At 65.2% G+C, this 14230-nt stretch carries 14 protein-coding genes; 5 read left to right on the top strand and 9 right to left on the bottom strand.

What is annotated here, in order from left to right; all coding sequences use genetic code 11:
- Positions 1–146 precede the first annotated feature (146 nt).
- Positions 147–422 carry a metal-sensitive transcriptional regulator gene (locus AC0L2O_RS32700; protein ID WP_280967463.1) on the bottom strand — a complete coding sequence of 92 codons (276 nt, stop codon included), beginning with the start codon at positions 420–422 and terminating at the stop codon, positions 147–149.
- Positions 423–472: 50 nt separating this feature from the next.
- On the opposite strand from AC0L2O_RS32700, the gene AC0L2O_RS32695 reads away from it, so the two are divergent.
- Entirely contained in the window at positions 473–2914 is a 2442-nt protein-coding gene (locus AC0L2O_RS32695; RefSeq protein ID WP_473372661.1) for a heavy metal translocating P-type ATPase, read from the top strand.
- A 131-nt stretch (positions 2915–3045) separates the two neighbouring features.
- On the opposite strand, the gene AC0L2O_RS32690 is transcribed toward AC0L2O_RS32695, so the two are convergent.
- From AC0L2O_RS32690 to AC0L2O_RS32680, 3 genes are all read right to left on the bottom strand, one after another.
- Positions 3046–3786 carry a sulfate transporter family protein gene (locus AC0L2O_RS32690; RefSeq protein WP_473372660.1) on the bottom strand — a complete coding sequence of 247 codons (741 nt, stop codon included), beginning with the start codon at positions 3784–3786 and terminating at the stop codon, positions 3046–3048.
- Positions 3787–4048: 262 nt separating this feature from the next.
- Positions 4049–5464 (bottom strand): MFS transporter, encoded by a 1416-nt coding sequence (locus AC0L2O_RS32685; protein WP_473372659.1) that lies wholly within the window; start codon positions 5462–5464, stop codon positions 4049–4051.
- A gap of 341 nt (positions 5465–5805) precedes the next feature.
- Positions 5806–6738, bottom strand: coding sequence for a LysR family transcriptional regulator (locus AC0L2O_RS32680; RefSeq protein ID WP_473372658.1), 933 nt, complete (start codon positions 6736–6738; stop codon positions 5806–5808).
- Positions 6739–6839: 101 nt separating this feature from the next.
- Between AC0L2O_RS32680 and AC0L2O_RS32675 the strand changes: the two genes are divergently transcribed.
- Together AC0L2O_RS32675 and AC0L2O_RS32670 are read left to right on the top strand one after the other, a co-directional pair.
- Positions 6840–8015: a CoA transferase gene (locus AC0L2O_RS32675; protein ID WP_473372657.1), complete on the top strand. Its 1176-nt coding sequence runs from the start codon at positions 6840–6842 to the stop codon at positions 8013–8015.
- Complete coding sequence (locus AC0L2O_RS32670; RefSeq protein ID WP_409191305.1) at positions 8012–8959, top strand: hydroxymethylglutaryl-CoA lyase; 948 nt, start codon at positions 8012–8014, stop codon at positions 8957–8959. Before AC0L2O_RS32675 ends, AC0L2O_RS32670 begins: the two co-directional genes overlap by 4 nt.
- A gap of 36 nt (positions 8960–8995) precedes the next feature.
- Here the strand turns inward: AC0L2O_RS32670 and nth are convergent, their stop codons facing one another.
- The gene (nth, locus tag AC0L2O_RS32665) at positions 8996–9748 is read right to left on the bottom strand and encodes an endonuclease III (protein ID WP_473372656.1); all 753 of its coding nucleotides are present in this window, start codon (positions 9746–9748) and stop codon (positions 8996–8998) included.
- A 22-nt stretch (positions 9749–9770) separates the two neighbouring features.
- Between nth and AC0L2O_RS32660 the strand changes: the two genes are divergently transcribed.
- Both AC0L2O_RS32660 and AC0L2O_RS32655 read left to right on the top strand, forming a co-directional pair.
- Positions 9771–10343 carry a DUF2244 domain-containing protein gene (locus AC0L2O_RS32660; protein ID WP_473372655.1) on the top strand — a complete coding sequence of 191 codons (573 nt, stop codon included), beginning with the start codon at positions 9771–9773 and terminating at the stop codon, positions 10341–10343.
- Between the two features lie 55 nt (positions 10344–10398).
- Complete coding sequence (locus tag AC0L2O_RS32655) at positions 10399–11295, top strand: methylated-DNA--[protein]-cysteine S-methyltransferase (RefSeq protein ID WP_369720212.1); 897 nt, start codon at positions 10399–10401, stop codon at positions 11293–11295.
- 128 nt (positions 11296–11423) lie between these two features.
- Here the strand turns inward: AC0L2O_RS32655 and AC0L2O_RS32650 are convergent, their stop codons facing one another.
- The 4 genes from AC0L2O_RS32650 to pyrF all read right to left on the bottom strand — a co-directional run bounded on the left by AC0L2O_RS32650 (position 11424) and on the right by pyrF (position 14224).
- Positions 11424–12047, bottom strand: a complete 624-nt coding sequence (locus AC0L2O_RS32650) for a 2,3-bisphosphoglycerate-dependent phosphoglycerate mutase (protein WP_369720211.1) — start codon at positions 12045–12047, stop codon at positions 11424–11426.
- Positions 12048–12130: 83 nt separating this feature from the next.
- On the bottom strand, positions 12131–12946 hold the full coding sequence (dapB, locus tag AC0L2O_RS32645; protein WP_409191301.1) for a 4-hydroxy-tetrahydrodipicolinate reductase: 816 nt from the start codon (positions 12944–12946) through the stop codon (positions 12131–12133).
- Positions 12947–13172: 226 nt separating this feature from the next.
- Positions 13173–13484 carry a DUF1330 domain-containing protein gene (locus AC0L2O_RS32640; protein WP_369720209.1) on the bottom strand — a complete coding sequence of 104 codons (312 nt, stop codon included), beginning with the start codon at positions 13482–13484 and terminating at the stop codon, positions 13173–13175.
- Positions 13485–13513: 29 nt separating this feature from the next.
- Positions 13514–14224 (bottom strand): orotidine-5'-phosphate decarboxylase, encoded by a 711-nt coding sequence (pyrF, locus tag AC0L2O_RS32635; RefSeq protein ID WP_409191300.1) that lies wholly within the window; start codon positions 14222–14224, stop codon positions 13514–13516.
- Positions 14225–14230: the final 6 nt, after the last annotated feature.

Here is a 14230-nt window from a genome sequence, read left to right as displayed (position 1 = left end):
TTGGCTTCACCGTTCAACTCCAGCCCATCGCGGAGGCCGCCTGACGCTAAACCATTACCTGTTTCTTCCTAGCGCAGCGAAGCAATCCAGAATCCCTCCGCGGCGGCAGCATGGATTGCTTCGCTGCACTCGCAATGGCGAAGTGCTTACCGCTCCGCCCGCCCGATCACCGCCATCAGCTCCGCGATCTTCTCGCGCTGGTCCGCCTTGTCGCCGCTGGCGATCGCGTGCTCGACGCAATGGGCGACGTGGTCTTTCAAAATCTCTTCCTCGACCCGGCGCAATGCGGCACGCACTGCCGAGATCTGCGTGACGATGTCGATGCAATAACGGTCGTCCTCGACCATTTTCGAGAGACCGCGAACCTGGCCCTCGATCCGGCCGAGACGTTTTCCGACGGATGCCTTGATGTCCTTGCGCATGCGCTCTATATACCCCCCTAGGGTATACGTTGCAAGGCCGGAGCATGGCAATGAAGGACGCAGAACACGAGCATCATCATCAGGCGGAAACTCATTCCGGATGCGGCTGTTCCGCCGATGCGGCAGCGCCCGCTGCCAAGCCTGCGGCTGCGTCTTGCTGTGGAGGACATGGTGATCACGCACATGACCATGGCCAGGCGCCAACGAAGGTCCGCGATCCCGTCTGTGGCATGACGGTCGATCCGGCGACATCCAGGCATCGCTTCGAGCATCACGGCGAGACGTTCCATTTCTGCTCGGCGGGCTGCCGCAGCAAATTCGCCGCCGATCCCGCGAAATATCTCGGCAAGGAGAACGCGCCCGAGCCGGCGCTGCCCGCAGGCGCCATCTACACCTGCCCGATGCACCCACAGATCCGCCAGGTCGGACCGGGAACCTGCCCGATCTGCGGCATGGCGCTGGAGCCCGAGGTCGCGAGCCTGGAGAGCGGACCCAATCCCGAGCTCGCCGACATGACGCGGCGGTTCTGGATCGGCGGTGCACTGGCCTTGCCGCCGGTGGTGCTGGAAATGGGCGGCCATCTCGCCGGCCTGCACAATTGGATCGACCCGACACTGTCGAACTGGATCCAGCTCATGTTCGCGACGCCCGTTGTGGCCTGGGCCGGCTGGCCGTTCTTCGTGCGGGGCTGGCAATCGCTGGTCACGCGCAACCTCAACATGTTCACGCTGATCGCGATGGGCACGGGTGTCGCTTATGTCTACAGCCTGATCGGCACCGTCGCTCCGCAGATTTTCCCCGCGACCTTCCGCGGCCACGAAGGCGCGGTTGCCGTCTATTTCGAGGCCGCGGCCGTGATCACGGTGCTGGTGCTGCTCGGCCAGGTGCTGGAGCTGCGCGCCCGCGATGCGACGTCGGGCGCGATCAAGGCGCTGTTGCAGCTCGCACCAAAGACTGCGCGCCGCGTCGAGGCCGATGGCAGCGAGCACGAGGTCGACATCGATTCACTCCATGCCGGCGACCGCCTGCGGGTGCGTCCCGGCGAGAAGGTCCCGGTCGACGGCGTCATTCTCGAGGGCCGCTCCTCGCTCGACGAGTCCCTCGTGACCGGCGAATCCATGCCGGTCACCAAGGAGACCGACGCAAAAGTGATCGCCGGCACGCTCAATCAGTCCGGCAGCTTCATCATGCGTGCCGACAAGGTCGGGCGGGAGACGCTGCTGTCGCAGATCGTGCAGATGGTTGCCGACGCACAGCGCTCGCGCGCGCCGATCCAGCGGCTGGCCGACCAGGTCGCCGGCTGGTTCGTGCCGACGGTCATCCTGGTGGCCATCATCGCTTTTGCGGCCTGGGCCTGGTTCGGGCCGGAGCCGCGGCTCGCCTTCGGCCTCGTCGCCGCTGTCAGCGTGCTGATCATCGCCTGCCCCTGCGCGCTGGGGCTCGCCACCCCGATGTCGATCATGGTCGGCGTCGGCCGCGGCGCGCAGGCCGGCGTCCTGATCAAGAACGCCGAAGCTTTGGAGCGGATGGAGAAGATCGACACGCTCGTGGTCGACAAGACGGGCACGCTGACCGAGGGCAAGCCCAAGGTGGTGTCGATTGTCCCGGCCGCGGGCTTTGCGGCGGACGACATCCTTCGGTTGGCGGCCAGCGTCGAGCGCGCCAGCGAGCATCCGCTGGCCGACGCCATCGTGCGTGCGGCAAAGGAGAAGCAGCTCACACTGGCCGAGGTCGAGCAGTTCGACTCGCCCACCGGCAAGGGCGCCACCGGCAAGGTCGACGGCAAGACCATTGTGCTCGGCAATGCGAGATATCTGTCGTCGATCGGGATTGAGACCAAGGCGCTCGACGACGAGGCCGAACGCCTGCGCGGCGATGGCGCCACCGTCATCAACATGGCCATCGACGGCGCGATCGCCGGCCTGTTCGCGATCGCCGATCCGGTCAAGGCTTCGACACCGGAGGCGATGAAGGCGCTTGCGGCCGAGGGCATCAAGGTGATCATGCTGACCGGGGATAACCGCACCACGGCGGACGCCGTCGCGCGCCGTCTCGGCATTGCCGATGTCGAGGCTGAGGTGCTGCCGGACCAGAAGAGCGCGGTGGTGACCAAGCTGCAAAAGGCCGGCCGCAGCGTCGCCATGGCCGGCGACGGCGTCAACGACGCGCCGGCGCTGGCGGCGGCCGAGGTCGGCATCGCGATGGGCACCGGCACCGACGTGGCGATGGAGAGCGCCGGCGTCACCCTGCTCAGGGGCGACCTCACCGGCATCGTGCGCGCGCGGAAGCTGTCGCAGGCGACCATGAGCAACATCCGCCAAAACCTGTTCTTCGCCTTCATCTACAATGCCGCGGGGATTCCGATCGCGGCCGGCATCCTCTATCCGGCCTTCGGCGTGCTGCTGTCGCCGATCATCGCCGCCGCCGCGATGGCGCTGTCCTCGGTGAGCGTGGTCGGCAACGCGCTGCGGCTGCGCGCAACGCGGCTGTGACGATCCAGGGATCTGCGTAGCCCGGATGGAGCGGAGCGAGATCCGGGTTCTGCCAACCTATCGGGCACTGTGCCGGATTGCGCTTCGCTCCATCCGGGCTACCGTTCAGCGGACACGGACGGCACGCGAACTCACCGCATCTGCCGCGCCGGCTCGATCAGCTCGGGCCGCGATCCGGACAGGCGCTTGTGCATGTGGACCATGAAGGCCATGCCGAAGATCGGCGTCGCCAAATTCACGATCGGGATCGAGACGAAGGCCGCGATGATCAGGCCGGCGGTGAAGATGGTCGCGGCGTTGTCGCGCCGCATCGCCTTGGCTTCCTGCGGCGAGCGGAAGCGCATTGCCGCGAGCTCGAAATATTCTCGGCCCAGCAGCCAGGCGGCGGCGAGGAAGAAGATCAGAAAGCCAGCGCCGGCCAGGAATACGAAGGGCAGCGCGATCAGATAAACCACGATCGTCAACAGCGCGGCCTTGACGCCCTCGTAGATCGCCTGATTGAAGGGCAGCGCAACGCCGGGCCGCTCGGCGGGATAATATTCGCGCTCGACGATATCGGCGACGTCGTCGACGAACAGGCTCGCCACCAGCGAGGTGATCGCGGGCATCAGGAAAACACTGCCGAACACGACGCCAAGCCCCGCCGCGATCGAGACGATCCAGGCCAGAACCTCGAGCGAGGCGTGCCAGCCTGGCCCGAGCAGGCCCTCGAGCCAGACCTCGCCGTAGGTGGCAAACCAGCTCAACAGCCGCTGCAATCCGATCGCCAACACGATAATCAGCACCAAGGCGACACCGATCGACCGCCACAGGATCGAGCGCATCGGCGGCGACATCATTTGCGACAGCGCCTTCACGGCGGCATCCAGCATGGAACACCCTCTCACGAATACCCGCGAGAGGTAGACACCCCGAGCTGCTTCGGCAAGGGAGGCTGACCTTGTCTCGCTGCGGCTCAGGGCTCCGCCGCGGGGTGGGATGAGGGGCTGTCTTCGCGATCAGGGTGAGAGCTATATTCGCTGAAGCCCCCTCCTCTCCGTCATCGCGAGCGAAGCGAAGCAATCCAGGAGTCTCACCGCGGAGGCAGACTGGATTGCTTCGCTCCGCTCGCAATGACGGGGGAAGAGACCGGAGCTACACCGTGTCCAGCGGCTTGCCGCGTACGTTCGGGCCGAACAGCGTCATCGCGATCACCACGATCAGCATCGCCGCGGTGATCAGGCCAAACACGCCGGTGACGCCGGCCTCCTTCAGCATGTAGGCGACGATGAAGCCCGAGAACGTCGCGCTGAGCCGGCTCATCGAATAGACCAGGCCGGAAGCCCGCGCCCGGATCTGCGTCGGAAACACCTCGGTCTGATAGGCGTGATAGGCGTAGGACATCGTGGTGTTGCAGGCGGTCAGCAGCACGCCACAGACGATCAGCAGTCCAGGCTCGGTCAATTGCGCGAACGCCATGCCGAAAATGATGATGGCGATGCAAGCGCCGGCAATGATCCATCGGCGCTCGAACTTGTCGGCAAAGCTGGCCGCGAGCAGCGGCGCGATCGGATAGGCGAAGGCGACGATGAAGGAATATTGCAGGCTCTTGGTAACGGTGATGCCCTTCTCCACCAGCAGTGTCGGCACCCAATTGGCAAAGCCGTAGAAGCCGAAGGCCTGGCACAGGTTGAACACCATGAAGAGGACGACGAGCGAGAGATAAGGCGGCCTGAACAGATCGGCGAAGCTGACGCGTGCGGCCGATTGTGCCGCCGCGCGTGCAGACGATGGCGCGGCAGGTGCGCCCGTGCCACCGCCGGCGGCCTCCAGCATCGTCACGATCGCAAAAGCCTCCTCGGTGCGGCCATGGCGCGCGAGCCAGAGCGGGCTTTCGGGCAGGAACAATCTCACCACCCAGATGATCATGCTGGCGGCGGCGCCGATCAGCACCACCCAGCGCCAGCCCTCGACGCCGTAGGGCGCGAGCGGCACCAGCCACCAGGCGAGAAAGGCGACGACCGGCACCGCAACGAACATGATCGACTGGTTCACCGCAAAGGCGCGTCCGCGCATCCGGCTCGGCACCAGCTCGGTGATGTAGGCGTCGATGGTGATGACCTCGACGCCGATGCCGATGCCGGCGAGGAAGCGCCAGAGCAGCAGGCCTTCCGAGGAGGTCTGGCAGGCCATCACCACCGACGCCGCGGTGTAGCCGAGCAGGGCTGAGGTGAAGATCGCACGCCGGCCGAAGCGGTCGGCGAGAAAGCCGAGGAAGAAGGTGCCGACGAACAGGCCGGCGAACGTCGCGGCGACGAAGGCGCCGATGCCGGAGAAACCGAAGAACGCCGTTGTCGTCGCGCTCAAGAGTCCGCTGCGGCTCAGGCCCGGCGCGATGTAGGCGGTGAGAAACAAATCGTACATCTCGAAGCAGCCGCCCAGCGAGAGCAGGACGACGAGGCGCCAGACATAGGCCGTCGCCGGCATGGCCTCGAGCCGTCGCGAGATCTGGTCTGGAACCGATGGCGCAGCGCCGAGCTCAAAGCCTGTGTCGATACCGACAACGCTCATGATGTCCTCCCGTGGCGCGCGGATCGCGCGCGTTCCCCGGCGGCTCATCTCTGTGGTGCTGGTGGGCTCTGCCGGACCGCGCCATGTTGGCCTACGCGAGCCAGAAATCCAGACGAACATATCGATCGAAGCGTTCGAGAATTTCGAACTCGGCCGATGAGAGGCTGGACGGCGGTCGGCGAACTCGCTCCCTCTCCCGCTTGCGGGAGAGGTCGGCGCGTAGCGCCGGGTGAGGGTTAGCTCCGCAACGGGACAATCCCGATGCGGAGATACCCTCTCCCCAACCCTCTCCCGCAAGCGGGAGAGGGAGCGCACCGCGGTCGCGGCGACGTTAATCGCCCTCACCCCGCCAGCGTCGCCTGCCAGCCGCCGCTTCGCACCTGCTCGGCGATCAGCGCGAGCATCAACCGGCGCATCTCTTCCATCGCATACGTCATCGGGCGGTTGCGCAGGCGGCAGAGATAGAGCGTGCGGGTCAGCTTCGGATCGATCACCCTGCGTGCGACCAGGCGGCCGGCCGCGAGCTCCTCCCGCGCGAACAGCTTTGTCGCGATGGTGCAGCCCAGCCCTTCGACCAGCACGCCGGTCATGCCCGTAATCGAATTGGCGTGCAGGATCGCGCTGCCTTCCAGCCGCTTGAGCAGGACCGGATCATCCAGCAGCGCCCGCGACGACAGGCCGAGGCCGTAGCGCAGCAGGATCAACGGCATCCGGCTCAGCTCCTCGAAGCGGATCGGGGCCTTGCCTTTGCCGACCAGCTTCGGAATGCCGACGCAGAACATCTCCTCTTCCAGCACGGCTTCCGTGATCAGCTCCTTCTCCGACGGCGGATTATAGACCAGCGCCAGATCGACGCTGGAGATCATCAGGTGCATCAGCGTCGCGCCGGACAGGCTCTCGGTGAGCGACAGCTTGAGCTTGGGATATTTGGTGAGCACGGTGCGCATCAGCTCCACGCCGATCGCCTTGACGCCGGAGTTGGCCATGCCGATCGAGATATCGCCGGCGATGACGCGGGCGCCTTCGCGCACCTCGGTCTCGGCCTCCGCCATCGCGCGCAGGATGATGCGGGCGTGTTCATAGAGCCGCTCGCCGGCCGCCGTGGGTTCCATGCCGCGCGGCTTGCGTTCGAACAGGGGAGTTGCGAATTCCGCCTCCAGGTTCGAGATATGATGGCTGAGGGCGGACTGCGCGACGTTGACCTGGTCGGCCGCGCGCGACAGGTTCCGCTGCTCATAGACGGCAATGAAATAACGGAGCTGGCGCGAATCCATGGCAAAGCGTTCTATAACTGCGAAGGCAATCTTCGACAGATTATATTTTTCAGAAGGCTTGTGAAGGCCTACTCTTCTCGCGAACGAACAGGGAGAGACGGATGACCGAGGCCGGATTGCCGCTCGAGGGCGTACGGGTCGTCGAGATGACGCACATGGTCATGGGTCCGACCTGCGGCATGATCCTCGCGCAATTCGGCGCCGAGGTGATCAAGGTCGAGCCGCCCTCTGGTGACAAGACCCGCACCCTTGGCGGCATGGGAACGGCGTTCTTTCCGCTGTTCAACCGCGGCAAGCGCAGCGTCGTGCTGGACCTCGAGAGACCCGAGGACCGCGAGACCATGCACCGGCTGCTGCAAACCGCGGACGTGTTCCTGGAGAATTTTCGCGACGGCCAGCTCGAGAAGCAGGGGCTGCGTGCCGAGGAATTGCGGCACCGGCATCCGCACCTGATCATCGCCGGCCACAAGGGTTTTCTGTCCGGGCCCTATGAGCATCGCCCTGCGCTCGACGAGGTCGTGCAGATGATGTCGGGCCTTGCCGCCATGACCGGCACGAAAGAGAAGCCCCAGCGCGTCGGCTCCTCCGCCAACGACATCATGGGCGGCATGTTCGGCGTGATCGCGATTCTGGCCGCGCTGTACCAGAAGCGCGGGGGAAAACGCGAAGGCGCCGACATCCGCATCGGCCTGTTCGAGAACTGCCTGTTCCTGGTCGCCCAGCATATGGTCGACTATGAGATGACCGGCAACAAGCCGCGCTCGATGCCGGAGCGGGAGCACGCCTGGCCGATCTACGACATCTTCGACGTTGCAGACGGCGGGCGGATCTTCATCGGCGTCGTCACCGAAGGCCATTGGCAGAGTTTTTGCCATGCGTTCGGCCTTGCGGAATACCTTGACGATCCGGCCTTGCGCACCACGACCGACCGCATCCTGGCACGGTCGCGGATCATTCCGCGCGTCGCGGAAATCATCCGGCAGCGGAGCGTTGGAGAGCTGTCGCAAAAGCTCGACGCGCTCAACATCTGCTTTTCGCCGATCAACCGTCCCGAGGATCTCCTGACCGATCCGCACGTGCTGCGGCCGGGCGGTCTCGTCAACAACATCAATGCCGACGGCAAGCCGTTCCGGGTGCCGGCGCTGCCGATCGAGTGGAACGGCAGCCATGTCGGTGAAGGTCTGAAGGTCGCACCGCTCGGTGCCGACACGTCGGCAGTCCGCGCCGAGATCGAAAATGGCGACGTCACGTCCAAGGCCGCTGGGAGGCGCGCATGAACCGGATCGAGACAATTTACCCCGCGGACCGCGTCAGCCTGCGCGAAGTCGGTTTGCGCGACGGGCTCCAGCTCGTGAAGAAATTTCCCTCCACCGAGGCGAAGCAGCGCTGGGTGCGCGAGGAATACGCCGCCGGCGTGCGGCATTTCGAGGTTGGCTCGTTCCTGCCGGCCAAGACCTTTCCGCAATTCGCGGACGTTCGCGACGTCATCGCGACAGTGGCAAGCCTGCGTGGGGCCCATGGCATCGCGCTTGCGCTCAACGAGCGCGGCGTCAATGAAGCCCTCGAATCCGGCGTCGGCGAAATCGCCTCGGTGGTCTCGGCCACGGAAGAGCACAGCCAGGCCAATGCGCATCGTTCGCGCGACTCCGCGATTGCCAATGTGAAACGCCTCTGCGAGATGCGCGATGCCAGCGCGCACAAGCCGCTCGTCAACGCCGCGATCTCGATGGCGCTGGGCTGCTCGATCACCGGCGCGGTTGACCCTGCCGAGGTGCTGCGTCTGGTCGACAAGTGCCTCGAAGCGGGCGTCGATTTCGTCGCGATCGCCGACACCGTCGGTTATGCCGGCCCGAAGCAGGTGGCCGAATTGTCGCGCGCCGCTGTCAATCTCGCGGGGTCGAAGCCGATCTGCATCCATCTTCATGATACCCGCGGCATGGGAATTGTGAACGCGTCAGCCGCGCTGGACGAAGGTGTCCGCATCCTCGACGGCTCGCTCGGCGGCCTCGGCGGCTGCCCCTTCGCGCCCGGCGCGACCGGCAACGTCGTGTTCGAGGATCTGGTGTTCCTGTGCGAGAGCAAGGGTTTTGCCACGGGCATCGATCTCGAGAAGCTGATCGCGGTGCGCAAGATCTTGCGCGAGGAGATGCCGGACGAGCAGCTCTACGGTGGCGTCGCGCGCGCGGGCTTGCCGGGCGTGAGTGCAGCGAAGGCGGCGTAGGCGCTCTTACGCCTCTCCTCAGCGGCGAATAGGGCGTCAGACCGTCTTCTCCGGCCACCTGCAAAGATCGTTAATCAGGCAGACCTCGCAGCGCGGCTTGCGCGCGAGACAGGTATAGCGGCCATGCAGGATCAGCCAGTGATGTGCATGCAGCATGAATTCGGCCGGGATGATCTTTTCCAGGCCGAGCTCGACCTCCAGCGGCGTCTTGCCGGGTGCAAGCCCGGTGCGGTTGCCGACCCGGAACACATGCGTGTCGACCGCCATGGTGTGCTCGCCAAAAGCCATGTTGAGCACGACATTGGCGGTCTTGCGCCCCGCGCCGGGCAATGACTCGATCTCGGCGCGCGTGCGCGGCACCTCGCCGCCGAATTCGCCGAGCAGCTTGGCCGACAGCGCGATCACGTTCCTGGCCTTGGTGCGATAAAGCCCGATGGTCTTGATGTACTCGCGCAAGCGCTCCTCGCCGAGGTCGAGCATCTTCTGCGGCGTATCGGCGACCTCGAACAATGCGCGTGTGGCCTTGTTGACCCCGGCATCGGTTGCCTGGGCCGACAGCACCACGGCAACCAGCAGCGTGAAGGGATTGATGTGCTCGAGCTCCCCCTTCGGCTCCGGATTGGCTTTGCGAAACCGGCTGAAGGCCTCGTGAATTTCGGCCCGAGTCCAAGGTTTGGTCGCCTTGAGGGATTTCTTCGCGGCCGCCTTCGGCTTCGCGACAGCCGGCTTTGCCTTTTTCTTCGGGACCGCCGCTTTGCGCGGGACCGGCTTGCGGATGATTTTCGCCATGATCGGGATATACTGAGGGACGATGAGCACAGCCAATGAATTTGAGCGCCAAGCATCTGGCCAAGAATCCGGCCAAGGCTCTTTCGGCCAAGGCTCTGAGGGTCCGCGCGAGGTTCAGATCCTCTCGGCGCGGCTGACGCCGCACCGCTCGCTGAACCGCACCGGCTTTCTTGCCGTGATGCTGTTCTTGAGCGTGGTCAGCTTTGTCACCGGCATCGCGTTCATGATGATGGGGGCCTGGCCGGTGCTCGGCTTCTTCGGGCTCGACGTGCTGGTGGTCTGGTGGGCTTTCAAGGTCAATTTCCGCAGCGCACGCGCCAGCGAGGAAATCGTGGTTACGCCGTCCGAGCTGCGCGTTCGCCGGGTGAGCCATCGTGGCCAGGTCGCCGAGTGGACCTTCAACCCGCTCTGGGTCCGCCTCGATCACGAGATCGACGAGGAATACGGCATTGAGCATCTCTATCTGATCTCGCGCGGCCGCCGGATCCAGATCGCCGGTTTTTTGGGACCCGAGGAAAAGGCAAGCTTTTACAAGGCCTTGATTGAAGCACTCAACGCCGCGAAGCGCGGCCCGATCTACAACCCGGTCTCCTGAGCCCGGGTCGGAAAACGGGTGGTTTCGCCTCGCCGCCTCTCCTACATTTCCGGTCATGATGACACTCGCCATACATGATCAACGCCTGGCCAAGCCGGGCACCCAGAACGCCGCGTTGCGCGACTATGATTCGGTGCGCCGGGCGATCGCCTTCATCTCCGAGAACTGGCGCGCGCAGCCGACCATCGAGGCGATGGCCGATGCGGCCGGCGTCACCCCGGATGAGTTGCACCATTTGTTCCGCCGCTGGGCCTCGATCACGCCAAAGGCCTTCATGCAGGCGCTGACCCTCGACCACGCCAAAGGGCTGCTCAGGGATTCGGCGAGTATCCTGGATGCCGCGCTCGACTCTGGCCTGTCGGGCCCGGGCCGGCTGCACGATCTGTTCGTCACCCACGAAGCGATGTCGCCGGGCGAATGGAAGAACGGCGGCGCTGGCCTCACCTTGCGTTACGGCTTTCATCCCTCGCCGTTCGGCACCGCAATCGTGATCGCGACCGATCGCGGCTTGTCTGGGCTTGCCTTCGCCGACCCCGGTGAGGAGAAGATCGCGCTCGCCGACATGACGCGACGCTGGCGGAATGCGACCTATGTTGAGGATCACGAAGGCACGGCGCCGCTCGCGCAGCGCATCTTCGACACCCGACTGTGGCGGCCGGATCAGCCGTTGCGCGTGGTGATGATCGGCACGGACTTCGAGGTGCGGGTGTGGGAAACCCTGTTGAAAATCCCGATGGGGCGCGCGGTGTCCTATTCCGACATCGCCTGCAACATCAACAGCCCAAAAGCCTCGCGCGCGGTCGGTGCTGCGGTCGGCAAGAACCCGGTGTCGTTCGTGGTGCCCTGCCATCGCGCACTCGGCAAGAGCGGCACGCTCACCGGCTATCACTGGGGCATCACCCGCAAGCAGGCGATGCTGGGCTGGGAAGCCGGGCAGCTGGGGATGCAGTAGGTGAGGTGCCGTAGGGCGGGCAAAGGCGCGCTCTTCGCGCGCCGTGCCCACCATCGTTCAGCGAGTGTGGATGCATGGTGGGCACGCTTTGCTTTGCCCACCCTACGGCTCTGCCCGTGTGGCGAAACCTACCCCGCCAGATCCAGCTTCGAGGCCACCGTCGAATCCGCGTTCAGTCGGTAGATGATCGGCACACCGGTTGCGAGCTCGCGCTTCAGGATGCCTTCGGGCGAAAGTTTTTCCAGCACCATGATCAACGCGCGCAGCGAGTTGCCGTGGGCGGCGACCAGCGTGCGCTTGCCGTTGAGAACGCCGGGCAGGATCTCCTGAACGTAATAAGGCAGCGCGCGCGCGAGTGTATCCTTCAGGCTTTCGCCGCCGGGCGGCGGGACGTCGTAGGAGCGGCGCCAGACCAATACTTGGTCTTCGCCCCATTTCTTGCGGGCGTCGTCCTTGTTGAGGCCGGAGAGATCGCCGTAGTCGCGCTCGTTCAGCGCGAGGTTCTTCGCTGTCGGCAGGCCCTTCTGGTCGAGTTCGCCGAGAATGAGATCAAGCGTGTGCTGCGCGCGCGTGAGCACCGAGGTGTAGGCGACGTCGAACACAAGGCCGTGCGCCTTCAGCTTGCGGCCGGCTTCCCTAGCTTCGGTGACGCCGAGCTCGGTGAGATCCGGATCCTTCCAGCCGGTGAAAAGGTTCTTCAGATTCCATTCGCTCTGGCCGTGGCGCACGAGCACGAGAAGACGTTCGCTCATTGACTGCTTTCCGCTCAGTTATTGCTTGAGCATGATCGTGCCGGAAACCGCTTCAGACGTTTCCGGATCATGCCCTGGCTCATTCAGATATCCGCGAGGCCGAGCACGTCGGCCATGGAGTAGTGCCCCGGCTGCTTGCCGTGCGCCCACAGCGCCGCCTTCAGCGCCCCATGGGCGAACAGCATGCGGTCTTCGGCGAGATGCGACAGCGTCAGCCGCTCGAACGGACCGAGGAAGGTCACGCTGTGCTCGCCGGCGACGGTGCCGCCGCGCACGGAAGCAAACCCGATGTCGCCGGGCCGGCGCGCGCCGGTGATGCCGTCGCGGCCGCGCGCCGCGTGCTCCTCAAGCGAGATGCCGCGGCCGGCGGCCGCCGCCTGGCCCAGCATCAGCGCAGTGCCCGAGGGCGCGTCGACCTTCATGCGGTGGTGGGCTTCGACGATTTCGATGTCAAAACTGTCGTCGAGCGCCTTGGCGACGCGCTTGACGATTGCGGCCAGCAGATTGACGCCGAGGCTCATATTGCCGGACTGCACCACGACGGCACGGTTGGTCACGCTCTTGATCACGGCATTGTCTGAGGCCGACAGGCCGGTGGTGCCGATGACATGGACGAGACCCCGCTCGGCCGCGATCGCGACATTGGCGATGGTCGCCGCCGGCACGGTGAAATCCAGAATGCCGTCGGCATCCTTCGACATCGCCCAGAGATCGGCGGACAGCTTGATGCCGTTGGCTGGCAGGCCGGCGAGCACGCCGGCATCCTTGCCAAGCAGCTCCGAGCCCGGCGCCTCCAGCGCACCGGCGACCACCGCACCGTCGGTGTCGGCAATCGCCCGTGTCAGCGCGCGGCCCATCCGGCCGCCGGCTCCCGCAACAATCAAGCGCATCTCGGACATGGTGTGATCCTCTCAGCTGCGTTGTAGCGGCGGGATGCAGTTCCGGCAACCGAGGGGGGTCGGGCGGTCGCTTGCGGCCATCCTTCGAGACGCCCGCCTACGGCGGGCCCTCAGGATGAGGTCGGAGCACGGGGCAGCAAATTGGACGGGTGCCGATGCTGCTTAGCCTCATCCTGAGGAGACCGCAGAGCGGTCGTCTCGAAGGACGAGGCGCGCAGATCGCGCCTCAGCCGTCCGACGGCTGCGGGCCGTCATAGCCTTCGATGATGATGAGGTCGGCCACCGAGTGCGGCTGGCGCACCTTGATGTTGGCCTGGTATTCCGGCGAGTTGTAGCAGGCGATCGCGGTCTGGTAGTCCGGAAATTCGATCACGACGTTGCGGGTGCGGCTCTGGCCCTCGACGGTGGTGAACTTGCCGGCGCGGACGACGAAGCGGCCACCCCATTTCTTGAAGATCGGACCATTTGCGACGGCGTAGGGCTTGTAGCCTTCGTCATTGCTCACGTCGACGCGTCCGATCCAGTAGCCTTTTGCCATTGTTCTTCTCCCTTTTTTGATCAGCTAGGTTAACCGAGCGCCTGCGCGATCTCGGCCTGGATGGATTCAGCCATTGCCTTGGGATCAGTGGCCTCCACCACTGGCCGGCCGACGACAAGATAGTCGGCGCCAGCCGCGATCGCGCGGCCCGGCGTCATGATGCGTTTCTGATCGCCGGTTGGCGCGCCCGCCGGCCGGATGCCGGGGGTGACGAGACTCATCTGGTGGCCGACGATTTTGCGCAAGGCGCCCACCTCTTCCGGCGAGCAGACGAGACCGTCGACACCAAGCCCCTGTGCCTGCCGCGCGCGCGCCTCGACCAGCTCCGACACGCCGAGCCGATAGCCGGCCGCATGCAGATCGTCATCGTTGTAGGAGGTCAGCACCGTGACGGCGAGGATCTTCAGGCCGGCGCTGCCGCGGCCCTCGACGGCGCCTTTCATGGTCTGCGGATAGGCATGCACGGTGAGGAAGGTCGCACCCAGCCTGGCAACGCTCTCGACCCCCCGCGTCACCGTGTTGCCGATGTCGTGCATCTTGAGATCGGCAAACACCTTCTTGCCCTTGTCGGCGAGCTTGCCGATCAGCGGCAGGCCGCCGGCATAGGCGAGCTGATAACCGATCTTGTAGAACGTCACACTGTCGCCGAGCCTCGCAATCATCGCCTCCGCGGCATCAAGGCTCGGCAGATCGAGCGCGACGATCAGGCGGTCTTTCGGGGCGATTTCGGCTGGCGTCATGTCACC

The organism is Bradyrhizobium sp. Kon10 (genome assembly GCF_055807395.1).
This window is presented reverse-complemented; position numbering and strand designations above follow the sequence as displayed.

Coding starts and splice junctions, on each gene's coding strand:
- AC0L2O_RS32685 (WP_473372659.1), bottom strand. CDS start 5,464: ATGAGCGTTGTCGGTATCGACACAGGCTTTGAGCTCGGCGCTGCGCCA.
- AC0L2O_RS32655 (WP_369720212.1), top strand. CDS start 10,399: ATGATGACACTCGCCATACATGATCAACGCCTGGCCAAGCCGGGCACC.
- AC0L2O_RS32675 (WP_473372657.1), top strand. CDS start 6,840: ATGACCGAGGCCGGATTGCCGCTCGAGGGCGTACGGGTCGTCGAGATG.
- nth (WP_473372656.1), bottom strand. CDS start 9,748: ATGGCGAAAATCATCCGCAAGCCGGTCCCGCGCAAAGCGGCGGTCCCG.
- AC0L2O_RS32640 (WP_369720209.1), bottom strand. CDS start 13,484: ATGGCAAAAGGCTACTGGATCGGACGCGTCGACGTGAGCAATGACGAA.
- AC0L2O_RS32690 (WP_473372660.1), bottom strand. CDS start 3,786: ATGCTGGATGCCGCCGTGAAGGCGCTGTCGCAAATGATGTCGCCGCCG.
- AC0L2O_RS32660 (WP_473372655.1), top strand. CDS start 9,771: ATGAGCACAGCCAATGAATTTGAGCGCCAAGCATCTGGCCAAGAATCC.
- dapB (WP_409191301.1), bottom strand. CDS start 12,946: ATGTCCGAGATGCGCTTGATTGTTGCGGGAGCCGGCGGCCGGATGGGC.
- AC0L2O_RS32670 (WP_409191305.1), top strand. CDS start 8,012: ATGAACCGGATCGAGACAATTTACCCCGCGGACCGCGTCAGCCTGCGC.
- AC0L2O_RS32680 (WP_473372658.1), bottom strand. CDS start 6,738: ATGGATTCGCGCCAGCTCCGTTATTTCATTGCCGTCTATGAGCAGCGG.
- AC0L2O_RS32650 (WP_369720211.1), bottom strand. CDS start 12,047: ATGAGCGAACGTCTTCTCGTGCTCGTGCGCCACGGCCAGAGCGAATGG.
- AC0L2O_RS32695 (WP_473372661.1), top strand. CDS start 473: ATGAAGGACGCAGAACACGAGCATCATCATCAGGCGGAAACTCATTCC.
- AC0L2O_RS32700 (WP_280967463.1), bottom strand. CDS start 422: ATGCGCAAGGACATCAAGGCATCCGTCGGAAAACGTCTCGGCCGGATC.
- pyrF (WP_409191300.1), bottom strand. CDS start 14,224: ATGACGCCAGCCGAAATCGCCCCGAAAGACCGCCTGATCGTCGCGCTC.